The following is a 25,900-nucleotide window of genomic DNA, read 5'->3' as shown; positions in this document are numbered from 1 at the left end:
TATCCTTACCCCTTTTCGCATTTTAACTTGATTGTATTATAACATTGATTATAAAAAAAGATTTAGAATACTCACCTGACAGGAAGTTTTCTAAATCTTTTATATTTAAATTAAATCAACAAAATGAGCTCTAAATTTATAGTGTAAATGTGATCCTATTAAGAGGAACATTAATGTGATTGACCAAAATAGTAATAGTTGTGTTGGATTATTAAAAAACCAACCTTCGCTCAAGAAAGTTTCTCTAAACCCTGCGACTAAATAGTTAAACGGATTTATTTGTAGAATTCTAACAAAAACTTTAGGAAAACTACCAGAATTTAAATTGAATAAAATACCTGACATGTAAAATAAAACCCTCATAATCGATTGGAGTGCTATATAGTAATCACGAGCTAAAATTGAGATGGTTGAATTAAAAATACCGAAAGCAAATAAAAATGCAATCATACAGATAAAATAATAAATGTACTGTAACCAATACAAAGTGGGCGTTACACCTGATAATAATAAAACAATAATACTAAAACCGAACATAACCCAATACGCAGTCATTTGACTGACCATACGAATTGTTGGTAGTACGCTAACTGGAAATTTCATTTTAGCAACTAATCCAACTTTTTCATAAACACTACGAGACATACCAAGTACACTAGAATTCATAAACAACCATGGGGCGATACCCACCATCATCCAAGCAAAATAATTAACCCCATCTATCTGTTGTCCAGCGTGCAAGGCAACACCGAAAACAAGATAGTAAATACCAATTTGAATCATTGGGTTTAAAAACTCCCATGCAATTCCTAAATAATGACTTTGGTAACTTGCTCGATCTTCATATTTTGAAACTCGAAATATAATTGGTAAATTTTCAAATTGTTCTTTTATAATTGAAATAACTTTTTTCAATGTATTGACGCTCCTTATTTAAGTAAAATAATAATCTAGAACACGCTCTGTCGCATGCCCATCATTAGATGTATTCCATAATAAATTAAATGTTGCTAATTGTCTATCACTATTTTTGAATTCTTTATAAGTAGCAACTAGTTCACTCATTGTTTGCACAATCGGTCCTGGTACCCAGTTATTAAAATCCGATTGAATCCCAATACTACTTTCATAATTCTTTAAATCAAAACAATAGAATAAAACTCGTTCAGCGTTTGGCAATAAACTGAAATCAAAAATAACCGATGAATAATCTGTAATTAAACAATTTGTGATGACCAACAATTCTCCAGTTGTGTATTCATCCACCCATAAAATATCATTATTCTTAGATAATAATTTTTTAAAGGCAAGCTCTTTGTCCTTTAAATGCGGATGTAATTTAATAATTAACTTAGTTTCATCATTTAATAATTCTTGAATATTAGAAAAATCATCTGGTATTTCTAATATAACTTCCCCATTTATATCTTCTCTATATGTTGGTGCGTATAAAATGATTTTTTTCTTAATTAAGTCTGGGTGGCTACTAAAAATATTTTTTTTTGTTAATTTTATCCAATTGCTATCTTTAAATTTATCTGTAGCAGGGTATCCAAGTTCTAAAATGTGATTATCAGAAACATGATAACTTTTCTTAAATACTGACCCCATTTTAGCTGACGCTACAATAAAATCATCAAATTGATTATAGACAGATTGAAATCGTTTTTTATCTTCAGCTGATCGATCAGCTGTCTTAGGCTCATCCCAACCAAACGATTTAATTGCCCCATTTGCATGCCAAAGTTGAACAATTTTGGTTGTTTTTTTTGTATGCATTGTGGCTAAAAAAGCAAAATAATTATCGACAAAAATTAAGTTACTCTTAGAAATCAGAGGGATTAAATTTAATACGAAAGAAATATTTTCAGTAAATATTTTGGTTTCAATATTTAAGTCTTCGATATTCTTAATTTCTAACTTCATAGAAGGTCGATAAAAAATGATTAAATGTTGATTATTATCTAAACATCTTTGATTTAATTTCCGAATGAAGTCACTATTACCACCGAAACTCATTAAATAGCTGATATTAGTACTTTTTTTAGAGAAATTCAGTAACGAAAATAGTCTGATGAGAAATAAGTAGATTATCTTTTTAATTTGCATAACTTATTAATCCTTTAGTTTTATTTATAATGCTTGCTCATAAAAACGTCCCCATATCTGAACGTTTTCTGAGATACTAACAAATGCGACCGGGTCTGACTCTTCCATTGCATCATGTAATTCATTTTGTTCATATCTCGAAATAACGGTAATTAAAAGTGTCTTATCATCATGATGATAAGCACCCTCAACATCGTTAACAATTGTGATTCCACGACGCATATGATTTTGTATTGAATCAATCACACTCTTAGGACGACTCGTCACAATCATAACTTGCATTTTTTGTTGTCTTGTATAAACCATATCCATGACTCTAGCATTAACAAATAATCCCAATGCAGAATAAAAAGCATATGGCCAACCATAAATAAAACCGGCTGCTAGAACAATAAAAGCATTAAAAATAATATTAATAGTTCCAATACTTTTACCTGTTTTCTTTTTAATTGTTAAGCCAATAATATCTAATCCACCAGTTGAAATTCCATTTCTAAGCGCTAATCCAGTACCAAATCCATTAACAGCTCCACCAAATATCGCGCAAATAATAGGATCCGTTGTTAACGTTACTGGCGTAATTGCTTTGATCATAATACTTGAAAATACAACTGCTAGAAAAGTAAACACAGTAAAACGGTGACCAATTTTATTCCAAGCCAAAATGAACATTGGTACATTTAAAAGAAATAAGAGTAACGCAGTCGATATTTGAAATGGTGCATATCGACTAAGGAGGGTTGCTACTAATTGCGCTAACCCCGTAATACCAGAGGCATATATTTTTCCTGGTGTCCAAAAAAAGTTCATCGCAACCGAAACTAATATCGCATATATAAATGCTGTTGAAGCTTTGGCCGCGTATGAATGTTTCTTAAAAATTTGTTGCAGATCGTCCATGATCAAAAAACCTCACATTTCATTTTAACAAGTTACGAATATTATACCATTCATTACGGTCAGATACAGTTAGACATTTACTTATCAAGTAAATCTTAATCTATACAAAAAGAGTCTTTTCAAAATTCATTCGAAAAGACTCTTTTAACTTATTTAGATTTCCAGACAGATTGTTTAAATTGATTCCGTCCACCGTTTTCTTCCATAGCAAATCTTCTTGGATTCTTTTTATAAAACTCTTGATGATAATCCTCAGCAGCATAAAATGGACCTGCATCTTCTATAGTTGTAACAATTGGTTCTTTGAATCTATGACTATCAATCAATAGTTGTCTTGAAGTTTCCGCAATTTTTCTTTGCTCATCATTTAGTGTATAAATCACTGGGCGATATGAACTACCCCTATCTTGAAATTGCCCCATCGCATCAGTTGGATCTGTTTGTTGCCAATATATCTCAACAAGCTGAGCGTAATTAATTTTTTTAGGGTCAAATGTTATCTCAACTGCCTCAGTATGCCCCGTTGTTTCAGATACAACATCTTCATATGTTGGATTTTTAGTGTGTCCTCCTGTATATCCAGATACGACATTTAAAATTCCTGCTTGTTCTTCAAACGGTTCAACCATGCACCAAAAACAACCACCAGCGAATATTGCTTTTTCACTCATTATCATCATTCCCCCTCTTAATATATGATAATAATAAATCACTTAACATAATATTGATATTTTTATGCCTAAAAAAGACTAATGAGTTTAATCATTAGTCTTTTAAACGTCTATTTTAATTTATTTTCTTCAACTTTTAACGATAATTCATCTAATTGCTTACTTGCAACTAGACTAGGCGCATTCGTCAATGGCTCTGATGCTTTTGAATTTTTAGGGAACGCGATAACTTCGCGAATGTTATCTTTCTTTGCCAATAACATAGCAAATCTGTCTAACCCAATAGCCAATCCACCATGTGGTGGGAATCCATAATCAAGTGCATCTAGGAAAAATCCAAATTGTTCTTCCGCACTTTCTTTAGTAAATCCTAAAGCCTTAAACATTTTTTCTTGAATATCGCGTTTATGAATACGGATTGACCCACCACCCAATTCATAACCATTCAAAATAATATCATAACTTTGTGCATGTGCTTCATGTGGATTTTCATCAAGTAAATGAATATCTTCTTCATTTGGCATAGTAAAAGGATGATGCGCAGCAATAAATTTGTCAAAGTCTTCACTGTATTCAAATAATGGCCAATCAACAACCCAAAGGAAGGCGAATCTATTTTCATCAATCATATCCATCTCTTTGGCAATATCATTACGTAAGTAACCTAATGATGCACGAACAACACTTGCTTTGTCAGCAACAAACAAAATTAAATCTCCGACATTTGCACCAGCAGCTTCTTTAATTGCATCAACATGGTCATTTAAAAATTTAGCAATTGGGCCACTAAATCCTTCTTCAGTTACTTTTACCCAAGCTAACCCTTTAGCACCAAAACGTTCAATATAAGCCGTTTTAGCATCAATCGCTTTGCGTGAATACTTATCGGCACCACCAGGAATCGCAATAGCATTAACAAGTCCACCATTGTTTAAAGTATTAGTAAATACTTTAAAATCAATATCTTTAACTGCAGCAGACATATCTTTTAATTCCATATCAAATCTAATATCCGGTTTTTCAGAACCATATCTTGCCATTGATTCATTCCAAGTCATACGTTGTAATGGTAATTCGAGGTCAATATTTAAAGTATCTTTCATTACACGTTTTAATAAACCTTCTGTTAAATCTTGAATTTCTTCAGCAGACATAAATGATGTTTCTAAATCTATTTGCGTAAATTCAGGTTGACGGTCACCACGCAAATCTTCGTCTCTAAAACAACGAGCAATTTGGTAGTAACGATCAAATCCGGCATTCATCAATAATTGCTTAAATAATTGAGGTGATTGTGGTAATGCATAAAAATGCCCAGGATAGACACGGGAAGGTACAAGATAGTCACGAGCCCCTTCAGGTGTTGATTTTGTTAAATATGGTGTTTCAATATCAATAAAATTTTGATTATCTAAGTAGCTGTGAACAGATTGTGTAATACGGCTACGAATCATTAATGATTTTTGCATTTCAGGACGACGTAAGTCTAAATAACGATATTTTAATCTTGTATCATCTACAACATTAATATCATCTTGTATTTCAAATGGCGGTGTTTTTGCTTTATTCAAAATAACTGCATTATGAACTTCAACTTCAATCTTACCCGTTTTCATTCTTGGGTTGATTGCTTTAGCATCCCGTTGTGTCACTTTTCCTGCAACCTCAACAACAAATTCATTACGTAACTCTTCAGCAATCTTTAAAGCTTCGGAATCAAATTCTTGACTAAAAACCAGTTGAACAATGCCCTCACGATCACGTAAATCAATAAAAATTAAATTTCCTAAATCGCGTCTTTTTTGTACCCATCCCTTTAATGTAACTGTTTGACCAATAAAAGTTTCATCAACTAAACCATTGTATGTTGTTCTTTTCATTCTCCATCAGCCTCCATTTCTAATTTTAATGCCTTTTCATATACTTTCGAAAAATCAGTATATACATCTTCTAATTTTAATATAATTTCTTGACTTGTTTTCATATTTTTAAAATTCAAAGTTTGTGTTTCTAGTTCGCTCTCACCTAAAGTCATAACAAAATGAGCATTCATACGATTAGCAGATTTAAATTGACCTTTTGGTTTACGATTTAAATAATCTCTTTCAATTGAATAACCTGCCTTACGCATTGATTGCACGAGTTTTAGTGTTTCAGTATTCGTTTCTTCACCAATACCAACAACATAAACATCTAAACTTTGTTCAACGGGTAATTTTGCATCTTCAGCTTCAAGAACTAATAATAATCTTTCAATCCCCAAGCCAAAACCAATCCCTGGTGTTTCAGGACCACCTAATTGCTCAACAAGGCCATTATATCGTCCACCAGCACAAATGGTCGTAAATTTCCCACCAAATGCTTTTGAATCAGACATAATTTCGAAAATGGTATGGTTATAATAATCAAGTCCACGAACCATTGTTGAATCAACTTCATATGGAATTTCCAATGCATCAAGTAACACTTTTACTTGGTTAAAATGAGCCTGTGACTCTTCACTAAGGTAATCTAGAATTGATGGTGCATTTTTAACAATTTCTTGATCACCTTTATCTTTACTATCCAAAACGCGTAGTGGATTTTTTTCTAAACGTGCTTTTGAATCATCACTTAATTGATCAGCGAAGGGACGTAAATATGCAACTAATGCGTCACGATAATTATCACGACTATCATTATCTCCCAAAGTATTAATAGCTAATTTTAAATTTGTTAATCCAAATTTTGATAAGAAATCAATTGCCATTGCCATAACTTCAACATCAAGTGTTGGATTATCAACCCCAAAGGCTTCAACTCCAATTTGATGAAATTGACGTAAGCGTCCAGATTGAGGTCTTTCATAACGAAACATTGGTCCAATATAATACGTTTTAAATGGCTTTTGAATTTCTGGGCCATAAAGTTTATTTTCAACATACGCTCTAACAACTCCAGCTGTTCCTTCAGGACGAAGTGTTATATGGCGGTCACCTTTATCTTTAAAATCATACATTTCTTTAGTTACAATATCAGAAGTATCACCTGAAGTTCTTGAAAAAACCTCAAAATGTTCAAAAAGTGGTGTTCTAATTTCATCATATTGGTAACTTGAGAATATATTTCTAGCGGTTTCTTCAATATATTGCCATTTTTTTGAATCTGCTGGGATTATATCTGCTGTTCCTTTGGGACGTTGAAATTTCATTATAAATCCTCCTATTTGTGGCATTATATACAAAAAAGCACCCTCATCTAAATACGACAAGGGTGCTTTTGCACGGTACCACCTTAATTTTTTACTAATAGCTTAACGCAACTTAAACGACATGTGATTTAACCACACGCACCTCAAAAGTGTCTTTCGGTTAGCAAAAATGGTGAATATTTCAGCAAATTATTCACTCTCTATACAATTTAACTAACCTAATTTCTTTTTCATCGGTTTTAATATTTTATTAATTATAAAGTTACTCGAGTAACTCTCTAAAGTCAAGTACAGCTTAACTTACAATATTATTAAATTTGATTCTTACTATTGAACAAATATTTGGTATACTAATATTTAGATTCAATATCTATAGTTAAAGGAGTACATAAATGTCAACAAATAGAAAACATGGATTCAGCATAAACTGGCCAAGAGTCATTTTATTAATCATCATTTTTTGTACCCTATGTTTAGGTATTGTAAAAACGACAACTTATTTAAAAGAAACCGTTGTTACATCTGACAATATTAATGTACGTACCGGACCAAGTACGTCAAATAAAGTGTTAGACACTCTTAAGAAAGGTGAGCGTATTACAATTATTCGAGAAAAAAATAATTGGTCATACGTAAGTTTGCCAAATACTAAAAAAGGTTGGGTAGCAAACTGGATTCTTTCTAAAAAAAATGCCAAAGTGACTAAATTATCTGAAGCAACGATTGTTTTAGATCCCGGACATGGCGGTAACGATTCAGGTGCACTTTCAATCAAAGATAAACAAGAAAAAATCTACACGCTTCAAATTGTAAAAAAAGTAGCTTATCTTCTTAAGAAACGTGGCGCCAATGTGATTTTAACACGAGACTCTGATTCGTATGTAGATTTAGCCCCACGCGCTAAACTTGCAGAATCAAATAATGCAGATGCATTTATTAGTTTCCATTTTGATTCATCGCCTAATGATGATGAAGCAACTGGTTTAACAAGTTACTACTATAATAAGACAGCTGATTTAGCACTTGCAAATTCAATAAATGCCGAATTAAACGATACCGGTCTTGATAATCGTGGAACGGAATTTGGCGATTTTCTTGTTCTAAGAGATAATACACAACCATCCGTCTTACTAGAATTAGGGTACATTAATACAAAATATGACTTTAAGTTAATCCAAAGTAGCAGCTTTCAAGAAAAAACAGCAAAATCAGTCGTTGAAGGTTTAACAAATTATATCCAAAATAAATAAGACAATGCTTAACTATCATTGTCTTATTTTTGTATTAAATCAATTAATTTCAATACACGCTTATCTGGTTTTTCAACTGTTGAAATCATTTGATCAAAATCAAATAAATATCCCTTCATACCTGCATTATGCCCTGCAGCAATATCCAACTCCCGATCACCAATCATTGCTGCTTTCTGGTAATCAACTGCATTTTTTTCTGCAAGATAATTAAGTGACGCTGGATTAGGTTTCCTTGGAAATTTTTGATCTGAAGTAACAAAATCTGAAAACAAATGAATAATATTTGTTTCCCTAAGCATATCAATTGCGCTTTGATCCCTATGGGTTAATAAAAAGTTTTGTCCACCATTATCAACCACCCATTTACAAACTTCTTTTGCACCAGGAAATAATTTTGCATTTTTTTGACTCTGTCTTTCTAAATCATCATAGCTTACCCTCAATTGTTCAACATCTAAATTCAAATTTGTTTCTTGATAAATTTGAATTGCTTGTCTAACAGATTTTTCTCGCATAATTTTATAAATTTCTGTTCTAGTCGCAATTACATTTTGTAAACGTAACGCTTCTTGAAATGCCTTAACCATCTCAGGATAAGTATCAAAAAGCGTCCCATCAAAGTCCCAAAAATAATTATTTATCATTTTATACCCTCCAAATATTCTTTACACCAAAAAGATGTATTAGAGTTGATTCTAATACATCCTTTATTTTTTCTCTGTATCAAAAATAATTGTTACTGGTCCATCATTTATAAGTTCAACATCCATATCTGCTCCAAATTGACCTGGTTTAACAATAGTTACTATTTCAGCCAATTTTTGATTAAATTCATCATAATGTTCCTCAGCTAAATTAGGTTCTTCAGAATCTGTAAAGCTTGGTCTATTCCCTTTTTTTGTTGACGCGTACAAAGTAAATTGTGAAACAGATAGAATTTCTCCATTTATTTCTTGAATACTTAAATTCATTTTTCCCATATCATCTTCAAATAATCTGGAATTAGAGATTTTTTTTACCATATAATCTATCTCAGTAGATGTATCACCCGTCTTAAATCCCACCAATAAAAGATATCCTACATTAATCTGATTTAATACCTGACCATTTACCGAAACACTAGCCTTTTTAACACGTTGAACAACAATTTTCACTTCTTTAGTACCTCCATTAGAAAATTAATGAATTTTCCTTTTAACAGCATAAACGTCTTCAACACTTTTCAAAGTTTCCATAATTCTTTCTAATTGAACAATATCTTTTACGCCAACTGAAACATCCATTGTCGCAATTTTATTATTATCAACACGGCCATTAACTGAGCTTAATTGCTTAGTTGTATTATTCAATGATTGTAAAATATCATTCAAAAGTCCAGAACGATTGTACCCTTGGATTTCCAAATCAGATTGATAATTAGATTTATCATCCATGGTTTTATCCCATTTAACACTAATAATTCTTTCCCCGGACTCTTCAGCTTTAATAACATTAGGACATTCAGTTCTATGAACTGAAACACCACGCCCCTTTGTAATATAACCAATAATGTCATCTCCTGGAATAGGATTACAGCAATGACTTAATCGAACAAGTAAGTTATCGACGCCATCAATTACAACACCACCATCATGGCTACTTTTACGATTTTTTTCAGATACGTCTGGTTTTTTCATTTCTTTATGTTCTTCAAGGATTGCCTTCTGCTCATTAACTTGTCGAACTTCTTCTTCTTTAGAGCGAATATCTTCCGTTAAAGCATTGGCGACACCTAACGTTGCTACCTCTCCAAATCCAATTGCAGCATACAAGTCATCTGATTCAGACAATTGTCTTTTATCCAAAAGCTGTTTCATATTTTCTTTTGTAATGACTTTTTTAGGATCAAATCCTAAATCAATTAATTGCATCGTCAATAAATCTTCACCTTTAGCTGCATTAGCAACACGATCTTGTAGTTTGAAGAAGTGTTTAATTTTATTTCTAGCTTTATTTGTATGCACCAAATTAACCCAATCACGGCTTGGTCCTATTGAACTTTTACTAGTTAAGATATCAACAATGTCTCCATTTTTGACTTGATAATCTAATGGCACAATCTTTCCGTTAACTTTTGCACCCGTTGTATGATGTCCAATTTCAGTATGAATACTGTAGGCCATATCAAGTGGTCCTGCACCTTTGGGTAATTCAAAAACATCACCTTTAGGTGTGAATACATAAACGCGGTCACCAAAGATATCGCCTTTAACACTTTCCATAAAAGCAGAAGCATCATCAGTCTCATCTTGTAATTCAATAATTTCTTTAAACCAATTTAATTTTGTACCCGCGTCATCTTGCTGAACTTTCTCTTTCACACCTTCTTTGTAAGCCCAATGTGCTGCTACACCAAATTCAGCTATTTCATGCATCTCTTTTGTTCTAATTTGAACTTCAAAAGGACGTCCCTCTGGTCCGACAACAGTCGTATGCAGAGACTGGTACAAGTTAGCCTTTGGAATCGCAATATAGTCTTTAAATCTTCCAGGCATTGGTTTCCATCTAGAATGTATTGCCCCAAGTACCGCATAACAATCTTTAATTGATCCAACAATTACTCTAACAGCTAGGAGGTCATAAATTTGAGAGAATTGTTTATGTTGGTCTTTCATCTTTTTATAGACAGAATACAAATGCTTTGGTCGCCCATAAATTTCGCTTGAAACTTTTAAATCACTAATGGAAACTTTTATTTCTTCAATAGCTCCAGAAATATAAGCCTCACGTTCTTCACGTTTAGAATTCATCAAATGAACAATTCGATAGTATTGTTGGGGGTTCAGATAACGTAATGAACTATCTTCTAATTCCCACTTAATCGTACTAATACCTAAACGGTCTGCCAATGGTGCATATATTTCTAACGTTTCATTTGCAATTCGTCGTTGCTTATCTGGACGTAAGTGTTTTAACGTCCGCATATTATGTAACCTATCTGCTAATTTCACAATAATAACACGTAAATCTTTAGACATCGCTAACAATAATTTACGATGATTTTCAGCTAATTGCTCTTGATGAGATTTATATTGAATTTGACCTAATTTTGTTACACCATCGACAATTACTTGCACATCTTTACCAAAAAGTTCGCCTACATCACCTAAAGTAACTGGTGTGTCTTCAACAACATCATGTAAAAATCCTGCACTAACAGTCTCCGGATCCATTTTTAATTCTGCAAGAATACCAGCAACTTGTATTGGGTGCATTATATATGGTTCGCCAGACTTACGATATTGATTCTTATGAACATAGGTAGCAAAATCACATGCTTTTTGTACAAATGCAACATGTTCTTCATTCATATAGCTTTCAACGATTTCCAAAACGTCTCTAGCACTCCACATTTCTTCTTTTGTCATATCTACACACCTCTTTTTATATAAAATAAAAATACGCGATTCCATAATGCAGTCCGCGTACTCATGTATTCATAAAGTATTTGTATTATTTTTTTGAAATTCCCCATGTTAATAATGATAAACAAAGATAAATAATTGCAAAAAAGATAGTGATACTTTGAAATAAATGGCACAACACACCTATTGCAAAAATAACTGGAAAGAAAAAGTTAAAAATCAAACTATGATCATTTCTACCAATAATAACACCAATAATGATAGAAAAAATGACATTTACTATAAATAAAGAAACACCAATTTTTATAACATCGTTTGCATTAACTAAGGTCAGTACCATCGGGACCACAATTCCGATGGCAATACTTACCGTTAAGTACCATGCAGCTGTTATGCTTAGAAAATTTTTCAAAAATATTTCCTCATTTCGTTTTCTCATGCCTTACTTAACTTAATTCACTAACAAATGAAAGGCTCGCTAATAAGTATAACGGAGCAGTCTCTGCACGTAAAATTCTAGGTCCTAAGCCTACCTTTTGATAACCAGCTGTAGCTAACTTATCAATTTCTGATTTTGAAATACCACCCTCTGAACCAAATACCGCAATCATATTTTGATTAGGTTCAATCAAATCAAATGATTTTTTTAGTTGGCTAACCTCACCTTGTTTAGCAGATTCTTCATATGCAACAATCTGAATATCATAAGATTGTTGAAATATCTCATCAATTTTTTTAGCGTATGAAATCGTTGGAATTTTAGTTCGATGTGCTTGTTCTGCAGCACCCTTAGCAATTTTTTTTAAACGTTCAATTTTTTTAGCCTGCTTTTTTTGATCCCATTTTGCAATAGAAAAATCACTATTAAAAAATATAAAATGGGCAGCCCCCATTTCTGTACCTTTTTGTACAATCCAGTCTGCCTTATCTTTTTTTGAAAGAGCCGACGCAATTGTTACTTCTACTGGCAACTCAACTAATGTTTCTACTGTCTTTTGATAATCAAAAGTAGCTGAACTTTCAGTAACCTGTTTCATCTTTGCAACAACAACCTCTGTTGATTGCTTAACGAGTTCAACTTGATCACCAACAGCCAAACGCATAACTTTAATTGCATGATGAAAATCCTCATCTGTTAAAATTAACTCATCAGATTTCAAAAAATATCTCTGCATCTTTACTACCTAACCTTCCAAATCCATTTTAACTGCAATAATTGAGAACCAGTCACCCATATTTAAAATCTGTTGTATTTCAAATCCACCAGTTACCAGTGACTCCTTGATTAAATCGACTTTATCTGCAATAATCCCAGATGTCACAAAATGGCCACCTGGATTTAAATTTCTTCTAGCTTGCGGAATTAACGGTACAATAATTTCGGACAAAATATTAGCCACAATTAAATCAACCTTATTATCAATACCATTTAGTAAATCATTAGCTGCTACATGTATCTGATTTGCAATTGGATTTAAGTTGAAATTTAATACGGCAGCATCTACTGCAATATCGTCCAAATCATACGCATCAATATGACCAACACCAAGATGTTTTGCAGCAATACTTAAAACACCTGAACCTGTTCCAACATCAATCATAGATTCATTTCCACGTATTACTTGCTCTAGTGCTACCAAAGCTAGCCGGGTTGTGGGATGTGTTCCTGTACCGAATGCTTTACCAGGGTCTAAACGTATCACTTTTTCATCAGGTTGGACCACCTGATATTTCTCCCAACTTGGTACTATTGTTAGGAATCGGGTAACTCTAACCGGATGGTAGTATTGTTGCCATTCCAATCCCCAACCTTGGTCATCCACTTCATTCAATTCAATCAGACCACGTCCCGGATTAAGTCCAAAATCAGCTAATTGATTAACCCTACTCTGTATAGTTGGCAATATTTCAGGAATAAAAATAGTTTCAGGGAAAAAGGCAGAAATCTTTGCTCCATCATTTTGGTGCTCAACTGATGTAAAATCGTTCCCGTCTAAATTATCCTGCATTAATTTTTCAAAATCTTTTGAATCATCAATTTGGACACCTTCAGCACCACTTTCAATTAAAATATTAGAAACCGCTTCTACAGCTTCACTACTTGTTGAGATACTTACTTCTGTCCATTTCAAATTGAAATCCTCCTAAAATTTTGGATAAATTAATCGCATACTTTTTTCTGTACTTTGTGCTTTTTGAATTTTTTCAAAATCGCTAGCTGACCAACTTAGTTCAAAGAATTCAGCATCATCATCATTCAAAAAATCTAACAAATCACTTTGACCATTGTCTAGTACAATTTGTAAATAGTTAATAAATGCTGCTGCCTCTGAGCGTTCCCAACCCGATTTCCCTTGAAAGGGTAATGTTGTTAAATACTCTTTTTCAACTTCCTTTGAGTCAAAACGTTCTTCATCATAGAGTAATATAGCATCCCCAAATGAAATAATGGGTAATTCTGAGTTAACACCTTCAATATCAAGAATTGCTTGTTGTGACTTATTCTCAGCATAAAATGTGAGATCTACTGTAAATGTATGATCCTTTTTCTGCCAATCTAATACAATATCACCATCAAAATCAATTTTTGGTAATTCCTTCTTTAAATAATCAAACAATGTTTCTTGTGCCATACTATCACCTCATATTTTAAATAAATTTAAATTACATCAAATTTTGTTTAGTTCTCAAAGTTTATTATAAAGCATTGCATTCATTCATGCATTAATTAAAGAGGAAAACGATAACAATTTATCGCTTTTTTTGGTAAACTAAGGTTATTAAAATATTGGGGAGGTTTTATTTATGGGAAGAAAGAAAATGATTTTGGATTTAGACACTGGTATTGACGATGCATTGGCTATTGCCTATGCTCTCGCTAGTACCGAAATTGATTTAATTGGTATTGTAGGTTCTTACGGTAACCTGCAAATGCTAGCTGGTGTTCAAAACAGTTTGAACTTACTTAATTTATTAGGTGAATCAAATATTCCAGTTTATCTCGGTGAGAAACATTCAATCACGACTCAATCTTTTGATACTTTAGAAATAAGCCAAGAAATACATGGTATGAACGGTTTAGGTGACATAAAAATCCCTAAATCAAGCCAACCATACGCCTCAGAATCTGGAATCGATTTTATTATCGATTCTGCACATGAATTTCAATCAGATTTAATTATTGTGCCTACTGGTCCATTAACGAACTTATCATTAGCCATAAAAAAAGATCCTAAAATTGAAACATTAATTGGTAAAGTCGTTTTAATGGGTGGTGCTTTAACAATCCCTGGAAATGTAACTGCCGTTGCTGAAGCAAATATTAATCAAGATCCAGAAGCCGCAAATGAAGTATTCCAAAGTAAATTGCCTATTACAATGGTAGGTCTAGACGTAACACTTAAAACACTTTTAACAAAAAAAGAAACAGAGCTATGGCGTGAAATTGACAGTCCATCAAGTCGAGCTTTCGCCGATATTGTTGATTACTATATTAACGCCTATGCAAACCTAAAAACAAATTTAGACGGCTGTGCTTTGCATGACCCCTTAGCTGTTGCCGTTGCTATAGATGCATCTTTAGTCACTACTTTACCTATCAATATGAAAGTTGACACAGAAGCGCCTTTTTCTGGACGTACAATCGGTGACGAGACACGCCTAAATTCAAATCAAGCAACAACGGTTGTCGCTGTTGCCGTTGAAACCGAAAGATTCTTATCGACTTTTATGACACGTTTATCAACTTTATTTTCAAAAAATTAAATTTAACGGAGTTTACTTATGCAATATCTCGGTCCATTCATTCTTTCCATTTGGTTTATTATGACCACTATTATTTATATTTCTACATTTACGAAAAAAAAACGTCGAAAATTTTCATATAAGTCACTTTTTTTTGGCTCGTTAGCCTGGGAAAAAAATAGTCGTAACTGGCTATTGATACTGGGACTTTTTTCGCTTATTAGTTTAAATCCTATTACAGATACATTTATCTTTTTGATGATACTTGGTGGTTACATTGCTGTTACCTCATGTTTAAACTTATTCTTACATCATGGTAATCGCCGTCAAACTATTCTAATCATTATTCTTTCCTTCTTTTTAATTTTAGCAGCATTCTATCCTTTATTATCAAATTTTAAATAAGTAAAGATAGTTGCTTTAAATTAACTCAAAGACGATAATGTAAGCGTTAACTGTAATTTTAATAAACTTTATTATTCATACTACTATTTATTCAAGGGAGATCACTATGCCACATATAATCGGTGTTGATATTGGAACAACAAGCACGAAAGCAGTTTTATACGATCTTAAAGGTACCGTAATTGAATACGCTAATATTGGTTACTCACTTTATCAAGAAGAAAATGGGATGGCTGAACAAGATCCTGATGAAATTTATGCTGCTGTAACAAAAGCAATCACTGAGGTCAATAAAAAAGCGAACTTACGCCCCACTGATTTAAAAGGCGTTTCATTTTCAGCTGCCATGCACAGTTTAATTCTACTTGATAAAAATCATAAACCGTTAACTAGATCGATTACTTGGGCTGATAACAGAGCTAGCAAGTGGAGTGATGATTTAAATGAATCAGGTGTTGGTCATGAAATTTATCTCAAAACTGGAACACCTATTCATCCTATGTCACCATTATCAAAACTAATTTGGTTAAAGAATGATAAACCAGATTTATTTAATCAGGCAGCCTATTTTGTTGGTATTAAAGATTATATTTTATATCAATTATTTGATCGACTTGTTATTGATCATTCTTTAGCGTCAGCTACAGGCTTATTCAATATTTTTAATTTAGATTGGGATAAGCAAGCATTATCTGTAACTGGTGTCACACCTGAACAGTTACCAGAACTAGTTGAAACAACGTACCAACTATCCGGACTAAATACTGAATTTTCTAAAATAACTGGTATCCAACGTGATGTTCCTTTTATTGTTGGTGCAAGTGATGGTGTTCTATCAAACCTTGGTGTTAATGCTATCGAACCGGGTGTTGCGGCTGTCACAATTGGTACGAGTGGTGCCGTTAGAATGGTTATCGATCACCCTGTTACAGATCCTAAAGGTAGACTATTCTGTTATGCGCTCGCCAAAAATAAATGGGTCATTGGTGGGCCAGTTAACAATGGCGGTATCGTCTTCCGCTGGTTGCGCGATGAGATATTTACACCCGAAAAAATTACTGCTGAACAAATGAAAATTGATCCCTATGAAGTCATCACTCAAATTGCAGAAAAGGTTCCTGCCGGTTCCGATGGACTCCTCTTCCACCCCTATCTTGGTGGCGAACGGGCACCACTCTGGGATGCTAATGCTAGAGGTTCATTCTTTGGTTTAACACGTCAACATACACGTGCGCATATGGCTCGAGCTGTACTTGAAGGGATCGTTTTCAATTTAGACATGGTCATGTTAGCACTAACTGAAATTGCTGGGAAACCCACTAGAATCCAAGCAACAGGTGGTTTTGCCCAATCATCTTTATGGCGACAATTATTAGCCGATATTTTTGAACAAGAAGTTACAATTCCTGAAAGTTTTGAAAGTTCTTGTCTTGGCGCAGCTGTCTTAGGAATGCAAAGTTTACATTTAATTGCTGATCTATCTGCTGTTGAAAATATGATTGGTTCCATGCATGTCCACCAACCACAAAAAGAAAACTTTGAAGTATATCGTGAGCTATTACCTATATTTGTTCGAGTAAGTAGGTCATTAAGCGCTGAATATAAAAATATTGCTGATTTCCAGCGGAAACATTATCATCAAATCTAGTTTCATTGGGGGAAAGTTACTATGCCACTTTTAATTGTTTTTATTGGGATTCTCTTTTTACTTTTATTAATCATTAAATTTAAATTAAATACATTTGTTTCATTAATTATCACATCATTTGTTGTTGCCATTGGATTAGGGATGCCTTTAGATAAAATCACGACTTCTATCGAAAATGGTATTGGTAGTCAATTAGGTCATTTATCCTTAGTCTTCGGTTTTGGTGCTATGCTAGGTAAACTGGTTGCTGATTCAGGTGGTGCTTATCGGATTGCGACTACTTTAATTAACCGATTTGGTCGAAAATGGATTCAATTAGCAGTCGTACTTGCATCATTCATTATTGGTATTGCATTATTTTTCGAAGTTGGTATTGTTTTATTGATCCCAATCGTTTTTGCGATTGCTACGGAATTAGGAATTTCAGTTTTATATCTTGGGATTCCCATGGCAGCTGCACTTTCAGTTACTCATGGCTTTTTACCACCTCACCCCGCCCCAACTGCAATTGCATCAGCACTAAATGCTAATGTAGGGATGGTTCTTATTTACGGATTACTATTAGCTATTCCGGTAACATTGATTGCCGGTCCACTTTTCGCTATGATTGCAAAAAAATATATTCCTTCGGCATTTAAGCAAAAAGGAAATTTAAGCGCATTAGGAACACAAAAAGAATTTAAACTTGAAGATACACCTAGTTTTGCAATGAGTACTTTGACATCTTTATTTCCCGTTGTAATTATGGCTATTTCAACAGTTTACGACATGATTATTAATAAAGGGATAACACCAAAGAACCCTAACTCTATAGATTCCTTTTTCATGTTCGTTGGGTCTCCTGGCGTTGCCATGCTGCTCTCCCTTCTGTTCGCTATCTATTCAATGGGTATTGCCCGAAAGATCCCAGTCAAAGATATTATGGCTTCTCTTGAAGTTGCCATTAAACAAATTGCAATGCTACTCTTAATCATTGGTGGTGGAGGTGCATTTAAGCAAGTTCTTGTTGATGGTGGTGTCGCAGATGTTATCTCAAGAATGTTTGAATCCTCATCGTTATCACCATTATTGTTAGGCTGGTTAATTGCTGCACTTCTTAGAATTTCTCTTGGTTCTGCAACAGTTGCTGCATTAACAGCTGCCGGTCTAGTCAGTGGTTTAATAGCTGGGTCAGGCGTTGATCCTGCATTAATGGTTATCGCCATTGGTTCAGGTAGTTTAATTGCATCTCACGTAAACGATGCTGGTTTCTGGATGATTAAAGAATATTTTGATCTAACCGTTAAAGAAACACTCGCAACGTGGACCGTTCTTGAAACAGTCGTCTCTGTTTCAGGGCTCGGTGGTGTTATGCTTATTAACTTATTCGTATAAATTAATAAAAGGCTAAGTTATTTTAGATAACTTAGCCTTTTATTATGTTGTTAAATTTAGACATGTGTTAAAATAGACACCATTCTAAATTGAAATTATTGGAGGCAATATTATGGATTCACTATCTGCTATCTTATTATTACTTGGTGGCGTGGTTATCGCAAATGTGATTGCTGTTAAGTTTCCAAAAGTTCCACAAGCTTTTTATCAAATTGGTATAGGATTAGCGCTTTCTTTATTACCAAATTTCCAACATTTCGAACTTAACCCAGAATTATTTTTTATGATAATCGTTGCACCTATTATTTTCAATGAAGCCCAAAATACATCTAGAAGAGCATTAGCTAGAAATATTTTAACGACGCTTTCATTAGCCATCATTTTAGTTGGTGCAACAATAATTGTCACTGGGTTTTTAGTTCACTCAGTCTTACCTGATTTATCACTTGCCTTAGCATTTGCGTTAGCAGCGATTGTCACACCCACAGATACAGTAGCAGTATCTTCAGTGACAAAAAATTTACCGATTCCTGAGTCAATGATGAATATATTGGAAAATGAATCCTTGTTTAATGATGCATCTGGTATTGTTGGTCTTAGTTTAGCATTAACTGCTTTCTCTTCAGGTACTTTTTCTATGAACGAAGGTCTAAGTGCTTTTAGCACATCATTTTTTGGTGGACTCTTAATTGGTGCATTTTTAGGATTAGTATTCGTTAAAATAAGGTTAACGTTACTAAATTGGCACATCGAAGATACAGCAATTATGATTCCAATTGAAATAATAACTCCTTTTTTAATTTATTTTATATCTGAAGAATTAGGTTGTTCAGGTATTTTAGCAGTCGTTGCTGCCGGTTTAATTCATGGTGTTCAAAAAGATCGTTTACGGTTATCTTCAACTAAATTACAATTTATATCAAGTAGTATTTGGAAAGTACTTACAGATGCTTTAAATGGGTTTGTTTTTGTAGTTCTAGGTTTAACATTGCCTACTGTTACCTCGGATTTATTAAAAAGCTCAGGATTTAATTCACTAATTTTACTTGTTATTAGTATTGGTATTTACTTTATTATGACACTAATGCGTTTTCTATGGTCCCACTTCCTATTAAAAAATTTATCAACAAAAGACGATTTTACATTTGCCCTAAGTGGAATTCACGGAACAATTACACTATCCATGGCATACTCATTACCATTAGTAACTGTTTCAGGAATTGAATTCCCTATGAGAAATGAAATCATTTTTATAGCTGCATTAGTTATATTAATTAGCATGTTAGTTCCTACTTTCCTACTACCGCACTTAATTACCAAAAAGAATGAGATTACTATTTTAGAAAATATTGGTGAAATTCGTTCTAAGATGGTTATTTACACTGTTGAACAACTTAATGTCACAAATATTCCTAGTCCAGAAAGACAAACAGTAATTGAAACGCTATATAACCAACAAAATTTTTTAAAACGGCCTAAAAAGAGTGATTTTTATGACCTATTAGAAAAAACACAAGAAATTGAAGAAAATATTTTGCATGAATTATTATCGAGTGGTCAGGTTTCTGAAAAAACTGGTTCTTGGTACGAAAAGTATCTTGCTACAACTTATCAATCAACCCGTGGATTTTCACTTAAACATCTCATAATACACTTGAAATTCTATTCACTTCATTTATTTAAACATTTTGCTATTAAGAAAGGCGAAAAAGCGCTATCTCAGGTTACTGAAAATCAAAAAAATACTTTCAAAAAATATTATAATAATACAAAAGATGACTTTATTTTAATGGAGGAATCTAGTTATCAGGCAGCAATTACTTATTTAACCTCTATTACCACTGTTGACAATTCAATGGCCGTTACTCTGGTTAGACAATTTTTATCAGTTAGACACAGAAGAATGTTTTCAAATGAGACTGAACTTATCTTACAAAATAATATTTTTATAAATGCCTTTCAATTAGAATATAATTTTGTTCAACTTCAATTAGAACAAAAATTAATCACCCCTGCAACGGCAAATCTGTTAAGAGAACAAATTTCATACGATGAGATGGTTTACATGCAAAATAATGAAGCATACTTATCATAAAAAAAACGACAACCAGACTTTTCCGGTTGTCGTTTTTACTTATTTTTTCTTAGATTCTTCATCTTCATCAATTTTCAAGACTGCCATAAATGCTTCTTGTGGAATCTCAACATTACCAACTTGTTTCATTCGTTTCTTACCAGCTTTTTGTTTTTCCAAAAGTTTCATACGGCGTGTTCGATCTCCACCATACAATTTAGCTGTAACATCCTTACGGTATGCTTTAATATTTGTTCTTGCAATAATTTTTTGTCCAGCAGCAGCTTGAACTGGAATTTCAAACATTTGGCGCGGAATTAATGATCTTAATTTATTGACGATACCTTTTCCACGTTCAAAAGAAAAATCACGATGAACAATAAAACTCAATGCATCAACTGCTTCACCATTCAACAAGATATCAACTTTAATTAAATCACTTGGACGGTAACCCTCTTCTTCATAATCCAGGGATGCATATCCACGTGTATTAGATTTTAATTTATCAAAGAAATCAAAGATAATTTCTGATAAAGGCATATGATAAATAATATTTACACGGAATTCATCTAAGTAATCCATCGTCTCAAAAACACCACGTTTTTTTTGACAAAGTTCCATGACTGCTCCAACATATTCATTAGGTACCATAATACTTGCTTTCACATAAGGTTCGTTAATTTGCTTAATTGATGATGGTTCTGGCATTTCAGAAGGGTTAGAAACAATTATTTTCTCACCATCAGTTAAATCAACATGATAAATTACAGATGGTGCCGTTGTAATCAAATCTAACCCAGATTCACGTTCTAACCGCTCTTGGACAACATCCATGTGTAATAACCCTAAAAATCCACAACGGAACCCAAATCCTAGTGCTTGTGACGTTTCTGGTTCAAATTGTAAAGCAGCATCATTTAATTGTAATCTTTCAAGTGCCTCACGTAATTCATTATATTTTGAATTATCTACGGGATATAACCCACAATAAACCATAGGATTAATTGCACGGTAACCATCTAGTGCTTCAGTTGCTGGATTGTCAGCTGAAGTTACTGTATCACCAACTCGTGTATCTCGAATATCTTTAATTGCCGCTGTAACATACCCAACATCTCCGGCCATTAAAAAATCACGATTAACTGCTTTGGGTGACATAACCCCAACTTCAGTCACTTCATATTTTTTCTTACTATTCATTAATTCAATTGTGTCGCCAGGTTTTACAACACCGTCAACCACCCGAATACTCAAAACAACGCCACGGTAACTATCATAGATTGAATCAAAAATTAAAGCTTTCAATGGTTTTTTTAAATCACCATTTGGTGCAGGAATTTTCGTTACAATCTGTTCCAGCATCTCTTCAATACCAATACCATTTTTAGCACTTGCCAGAACGGCATCAGAGGCATCTAATCCGATAACATCTTCAATTTCTTTTTTTACCATTTCAACATTAGCAGATGGTAAGTCAATTTTATTAATAACTGGTAAAATCTCCAAATCATCATCAATCGCTAAATAAACGTTTGCGAGTGTCTGTGCCTCAACACCTTGAGCAGCGTCTACAACAAGTACAGCACCTTCACAAGCCGCCAAACTCCTTGAAACTTCATAAGTGAAATCAACATGTCCTGGTGTATCAATTAAATGAAAGATATATGTTTCACCATCTTTAGCAAGATAATGTAATTCAACCGCATTTAATTTAATTGTAATTCCACGTTCTCGTTCAAGATCCATCGAATCGAGTAATTGATTTTGCATCTCACGTTTAGTAACTGTATCAGTCATCTCGAGGATACGATCCGCAAGTGTGGATTTTCCATGATCAATATGTGCTACAATCGAAAAGTTTCGAATATGTTTTTGTCTATCTTGCATTTCTTCAAAATCCATTAATAGCGTCCTACTTTCTTGTTTCTATCTCTTCTGATTATAACAATCAACGCTACTAAACACAATTACAGTTCGCATACAAAAAAATAGAATCATCTTAGAAGACGATTCTATTTTTAACTTTATTTCTTATTTTTAAATTGATCTTTTAACTTATCAAATAAATTACCTTCGCCAACAACGTTTTTACCGCTAGCTGTAGCAAATTCTTTCAAAGCATCTTTTTGTTCTTTTTTAAGATTACGAGGTGTTTCAATATTAACCGTCACTTCTTGATCACCATTACCCTTACCATGTAATTTAGGCGCACCCTTATCACGTAATCTGAAAGTCGTTCCAGTCTGTGTTCCAGCGGGAATCTTCATTTTTACATCTCCATGAACGGTTGGAACCGTTACTTCGTCGCCCAATGCAGCTTGGACAAAGCTAATTGGAACATCAATGTAAATATCAGGACCTTCACGGTCAAATGTGCCACTAGCCTGAACTCTAAAGATAATGTATAAATCTCCATAAGGTCCACTATTTTCACCAGATTCACCTTGTCCTTGAAGACGCATCTGTTGACCATCTTCAACACCAGCAGGAACAGTTACTTTAACTTCATGTCTTTCATCAATATGGCCTGATCCATGACATGTATCACATTTTTCTTTAATCTCTTTACCTGTACCATGACAAATATCACATTCTTGTTCAGTCATCATGTTTCCAAGTGGCGTACGACGCTCAACTTGGATAGTACCTCGACCACCACATTTATGACATGTAATTGGAGAAGTTCCAGGTTTTGCTCCAGAACCAGAACAAGTAGCACATAGACTTTTACGATTGTATTTAATTGTTGATTCTTTACCAAAAACACCTTCATTAAATGTCAATGTCATCTCGTATTGCAAATCACGACCTGCTCGTGGAGCGGTTGGATCTTGGGAAGCACCACCACCGCCGAAAAATGAACTGAAAATATCTTCAAATCCACCGCCGCCAAATCCACCTTGTTGTCCTTGACCACCAAATCCTCGGTAAGCACCACCTTGAGACCCAGCTGAACCATATTGATCGTATTCAGCTTTCTTTTGTGGATCACCAACTGTTTCATATGCTTCAGTGATTTCTTTAAATTTATCTTCGGCACCAGCATCCTTATTAATATCCGGATGATATTGTTTAGATAACTTACGATACGCTTTTTTTATTTCTTCAGGTGACGAATCTTTAGTCACACCAAGTACATTATATGGATCTTTGTTCTCTGCCATTCCGTACCTCCGAATAACCTTTTTGGTTTTTATTGCTCTAAATAGGATAACATGTCTAACATGAAATAAAAAGCCAAAGTCCCAAAGGCCTTTGACTTTCTATCACACTCAAAATTTAGTAAAGATTACTTCTTATCTTCAGGGTTAACTTCTTCGAAGTCACCATCGACAGTTTCATCTTTAGGGTCTTTAGCCGTGCCTTCAGCACCAGCTTCACCTTGAGCTTCTTGTGCTTGTTGATACAATTTAACAGTTAAGTCTTGAACAATTTTATTCAATTCATCTTTCTTAACTTTCATATCTTCAACATTGTTATCTTCTTGAGCTTTCTTCAAAGCATCACGAGCATCTTCAGCAGATTTAATTTCTTCTTCAGTTACTTTACCTTTTAATTCTTCCAAAGTTTTATCAACTGAGAATAATAATTGATCAACTTCATTCTTCAAATCAACTTCTTCTTTACGTGCCTTATCTGCTTCTTCGTTTTCTTTAGCTTCATTAACCATGCGTTCGATTTCGTCTTCTGCAAGACCACCTGAACTCTTGATTGTAATTTTTTGTTCTTTGTTTGTGCCTAAATCTTTAGCAGAAACGTTAACAATACCATTTTTATCAATATCAAATTTAACTTCAATTTGAGGGATTCCACGAGGTGCAGCAGGAATATCATTTAATTGGAAACGGCCTAATGTTTTATTATCAGTAGCCATTGGACGTTCACCTTGTAAGACATGGATATCAACGGCAGGTTGGTTATCTGCAGCTGTTGAGAACGTTTGTGACTTGCTTGTTGGGATCGTTGTATTACGATCAATTAACTTAGTAAAGACGCTACCCATTGTTTCAATACCCAATGAAAGTGGTGTTACATCAAGTAAAACAACATCCTTAACATCACCAGTAATGACACCACCTTGAATTGCAGCACCAAGTGCAACAGCTTCATCAGGGTTAACTGATTGGTTAGGTTTGTGATCTGTTTCTTTTTCAACTAATGCTTGAACAGCAGGAATACGTGTTGAACCACCAACCAAGATAACTTGATCAATATCAGCATTTGTTAATCCAGCATCTTTTAAAGCATTTTGAACTGGAATACGTGTACGTTCAACTAAGTCTTGTGTAAGATTATCAAATTTTGCACGTGATAATGTTGCTTCTAAATGTAAAGGTCCAGCAGCACCGGCTGTAATAAATGGTAAGCTAATTTGTGCACTAGTAACACCAGATACATCTTTTTTAGCTTTTTCAGCAGCATCTTTAAGACGTTGCATTGCCATTTTATCTTTTGATAAGTCAATACCATTTTCTTTTTTGAAGGTCTCAACTAACCAGTCCATGATTTTTTGATCAAAATCATCTCCACCAAGTTTAGTATCACCGTTTGTTGATAGTACTTCAAAGACACCATCACCTAATTCAAGGATAGAAACATCAAATGTACCACCACCTAAATCGAATACAAGGATTTTTTCATCTTTTTCAGTATTTTCAAGACCATATGCTAAAGCAGCAGCAGTAGGTTCGTTAACAATACGTTCAACTTCTAAACCGGCAATTTTACCAGCATCTTTTGTAGCTTGACGTTGTGAATCGTTAAAGTAAGCAGGAACTGTAATAACAGCTTGTGTTACTGATTCGCCTAAGTAAGCTTCAGAATATTCTTTGATGTATTGTAAAATCATAGCAGAAACTTCTTGTGGTGTGTATGATTTTCCTTGAATATCTACTTTGTAGCCTTCTTCTCCCATGTGACGTTTAATTGATGCAACAGTATCAGGGTTTGTGATTGCTTGGCGTTTAGCAACTTCACCAACTTGAGTTTCGCCATCTTTAAATGAAACAACAGATGGTGTTGTACGATTTCCTTCTGGGTTTGTAATAATTTTTGCTTCTTTACCTTCTAACACAGCAACAGCTGAGTTAGTTGTTCCTAAATCAATTCCTATAATTTTTGCCATAAT

At 33.8% G+C, this 25,900-nt stretch carries 22 protein-coding genes and 1 other annotated feature; of the genes, 6 read left to right on the top strand and 16 right to left on the bottom strand.

Annotated features, from left to right (window positions below; genetic code table 11):
* Window positions 1-105: 105 nt before the first annotated feature.
* The 6 genes from AC1RPR_RS02135 to hisS all read right to left on the bottom strand — a co-directional run bounded on the left by AC1RPR_RS02135 (window position 106) and on the right by hisS (window position 6,870).
* Window positions 106-915, bottom strand: a complete 810-nt coding sequence (locus AC1RPR_RS02135; RefSeq protein ID WP_409022482.1) for an ABC transporter permease — start codon at window positions 913-915, stop codon at window positions 106-108.
* An 18-nt stretch (window positions 916-933) separates the two neighbouring features.
* Window positions 934-2,019: a CDP-glycerol glycerophosphotransferase family protein gene (locus AC1RPR_RS02130; protein ID WP_481762179.1), complete on the bottom strand. Its 1,086-nt coding sequence runs from the start codon at window positions 2,017-2,019 to the stop codon at window positions 934-936.
* A gap of 114 nt (window positions 2,020-2,133) precedes the next feature.
* The gene (locus tag AC1RPR_RS02125; protein ID WP_409022480.1) at window positions 2,134-3,009 is read right to left on the bottom strand and encodes a YitT family protein; all 876 of its coding nucleotides are present in this window, start codon (window positions 3,007-3,009) and stop codon (window positions 2,134-2,136) included.
* 149 nt (window positions 3,010-3,158) lie between these two features.
* A complete protein-coding gene (gene msrA / locus AC1RPR_RS02120; RefSeq protein ID WP_409022479.1) occupies window positions 3,159-3,680 on the bottom strand; it encodes a peptide-methionine (S)-S-oxide reductase MsrA in 522 nt (173 codons plus the stop codon).
* Window positions 3,681-3,790: 110 nt separating this feature from the next.
* Window positions 3,791-5,560 carry an aspartate--tRNA ligase gene (gene aspS, locus AC1RPR_RS02115; RefSeq protein ID WP_481761360.1) on the bottom strand — a complete coding sequence of 590 codons (1,770 nt, stop codon included), beginning with the start codon at window positions 5,558-5,560 and terminating at the stop codon, window positions 3,791-3,793.
* Window positions 5,557-6,870: a histidine--tRNA ligase gene (gene hisS, locus AC1RPR_RS02110; protein WP_481761361.1), complete on the bottom strand. Its 1,314-nt coding sequence runs from the start codon at window positions 6,868-6,870 to the stop codon at window positions 5,557-5,559. The genes aspS and hisS overlap by 4 nt, the downstream gene beginning before the upstream one ends.
* A gap of 55 nt (window positions 6,871-6,925) precedes the next feature.
* Window positions 6,926-7,113, bottom strand: a binding site (T-box leader).
* Window positions 7,114-7,262: 149 nt separating this feature from the next.
* Here hisS and AC1RPR_RS02105 point away from each other — a divergent pair.
* A complete protein-coding gene (locus AC1RPR_RS02105; RefSeq protein ID WP_481761362.1) occupies window positions 7,263-8,120 on the top strand; it encodes an N-acetylmuramoyl-L-alanine amidase family protein in 858 nt (285 codons plus the stop codon).
* Between the two features lie 23 nt (window positions 8,121-8,143).
* Here AC1RPR_RS02105 and AC1RPR_RS02100 read toward each other — a convergent pair whose 3' ends face one another.
* From AC1RPR_RS02100 to AC1RPR_RS02070, 7 genes are all read right to left on the bottom strand, one after another.
* Window positions 8,144-8,767, bottom strand: a complete 624-nt coding sequence (locus AC1RPR_RS02100) for an HAD-IA family hydrolase (RefSeq protein WP_481761363.1) — start codon at window positions 8,765-8,767, stop codon at window positions 8,144-8,146.
* Between the two features lie 63 nt (window positions 8,768-8,830).
* Window positions 8,831-9,277 carry a D-aminoacyl-tRNA deacylase gene (gene dtd / locus AC1RPR_RS02095; RefSeq protein ID WP_481761364.1) on the bottom strand — a complete coding sequence of 149 codons (447 nt, stop codon included), beginning with the start codon at window positions 9,275-9,277 and terminating at the stop codon, window positions 8,831-8,833.
* Window positions 9,278-9,301: 24 nt separating this feature from the next.
* Complete coding sequence (locus AC1RPR_RS02090) at window positions 9,302-11,530, bottom strand: RelA/SpoT family protein (protein WP_409022473.1); 2,229 nt, start codon at window positions 11,528-11,530, stop codon at window positions 9,302-9,304.
* 85 nt (window positions 11,531-11,615) lie between these two features.
* Entirely contained in the window at window positions 11,616-11,939 is a 324-nt protein-coding gene (locus AC1RPR_RS02085) for a hypothetical protein (RefSeq protein WP_481762180.1), read from the bottom strand.
* Between the two features lie 34 nt (window positions 11,940-11,973).
* Window positions 11,974-12,702 carry a 16S rRNA (uracil(1498)-N(3))-methyltransferase gene (locus AC1RPR_RS02080; RefSeq protein ID WP_481761366.1) on the bottom strand — a complete coding sequence of 243 codons (729 nt, stop codon included), beginning with the start codon at window positions 12,700-12,702 and terminating at the stop codon, window positions 11,974-11,976.
* A 9-nt stretch (window positions 12,703-12,711) separates the two neighbouring features.
* Complete coding sequence (gene prmA / locus AC1RPR_RS02075) at window positions 12,712-13,659, bottom strand: 50S ribosomal protein L11 methyltransferase (protein WP_481761367.1); 948 nt, start codon at window positions 13,657-13,659, stop codon at window positions 12,712-12,714.
* 12 nt (window positions 13,660-13,671) lie between these two features.
* Window positions 13,672-14,160: a DUF3013 family protein gene (locus AC1RPR_RS02070; protein ID WP_481761368.1), complete on the bottom strand. Its 489-nt coding sequence runs from the start codon at window positions 14,158-14,160 to the stop codon at window positions 13,672-13,674.
* A gap of 172 nt (window positions 14,161-14,332) precedes the next feature.
* On the opposite strand from AC1RPR_RS02070, the gene AC1RPR_RS02065 reads away from it, so the two are divergent.
* From AC1RPR_RS02065 to AC1RPR_RS02045, 5 genes are all read left to right on the top strand, one after another.
* The gene (locus tag AC1RPR_RS02065; protein WP_481761369.1) at window positions 14,333-15,292 is read left to right on the top strand and encodes a nucleoside hydrolase; all 960 of its coding nucleotides are present in this window, start codon (window positions 14,333-14,335) and stop codon (window positions 15,290-15,292) included.
* Window positions 15,293-15,310: 18 nt separating this feature from the next.
* Entirely contained in the window at window positions 15,311-15,676 is a 366-nt protein-coding gene (locus AC1RPR_RS02060; protein ID WP_481762403.1) for a hypothetical protein, read from the top strand.
* Between the two features lie 106 nt (window positions 15,677-15,782).
* Entirely contained in the window at window positions 15,783-17,324 is a 1,542-nt protein-coding gene (gntK, locus tag AC1RPR_RS02055) for a gluconokinase (RefSeq protein WP_481761371.1), read from the top strand.
* 21 nt (window positions 17,325-17,345) lie between these two features.
* Entirely contained in the window at window positions 17,346-18,698 is a 1,353-nt protein-coding gene (locus tag AC1RPR_RS02050) for a gluconate:H+ symporter (protein ID WP_481761372.1), read from the top strand.
* 112 nt (window positions 18,699-18,810) lie between these two features.
* Window positions 18,811-20,793, top strand: a complete 1,983-nt coding sequence (locus AC1RPR_RS02045) for a cation:proton antiporter (protein WP_481761373.1) — start codon at window positions 18,811-18,813, stop codon at window positions 20,791-20,793.
* A 39-nt stretch (window positions 20,794-20,832) separates the two neighbouring features.
* On the opposite strand, the gene lepA is transcribed toward AC1RPR_RS02045, so the two are convergent.
* From lepA to dnaK, 3 genes are all read right to left on the bottom strand, one after another.
* Window positions 20,833-22,674, bottom strand: a complete 1,842-nt coding sequence (gene lepA / locus AC1RPR_RS02040) for a translation elongation factor 4 (protein WP_481761374.1) — start codon at window positions 22,672-22,674, stop codon at window positions 20,833-20,835.
* Between the two features lie 122 nt (window positions 22,675-22,796).
* Window positions 22,797-23,936 carry a molecular chaperone DnaJ gene (gene dnaJ, locus AC1RPR_RS02035; RefSeq protein WP_481761375.1) on the bottom strand — a complete coding sequence of 380 codons (1,140 nt, stop codon included), beginning with the start codon at window positions 23,934-23,936 and terminating at the stop codon, window positions 22,797-22,799.
* Between the two features lie 125 nt (window positions 23,937-24,061).
* Entirely contained in the window at window positions 24,062-25,897 is a 1,836-nt protein-coding gene (gene dnaK / locus AC1RPR_RS02030) for a molecular chaperone DnaK (protein WP_481761376.1), read from the bottom strand.
* Between the last annotated feature and the right edge of the window lie 3 nt (window positions 25,898-25,900).

Source organism: Dellaglioa sp. CoH-57-MRSF-22, from assembly GCF_056781895.1.
This window is presented reverse-complemented; position numbering and strand designations above follow the sequence as displayed.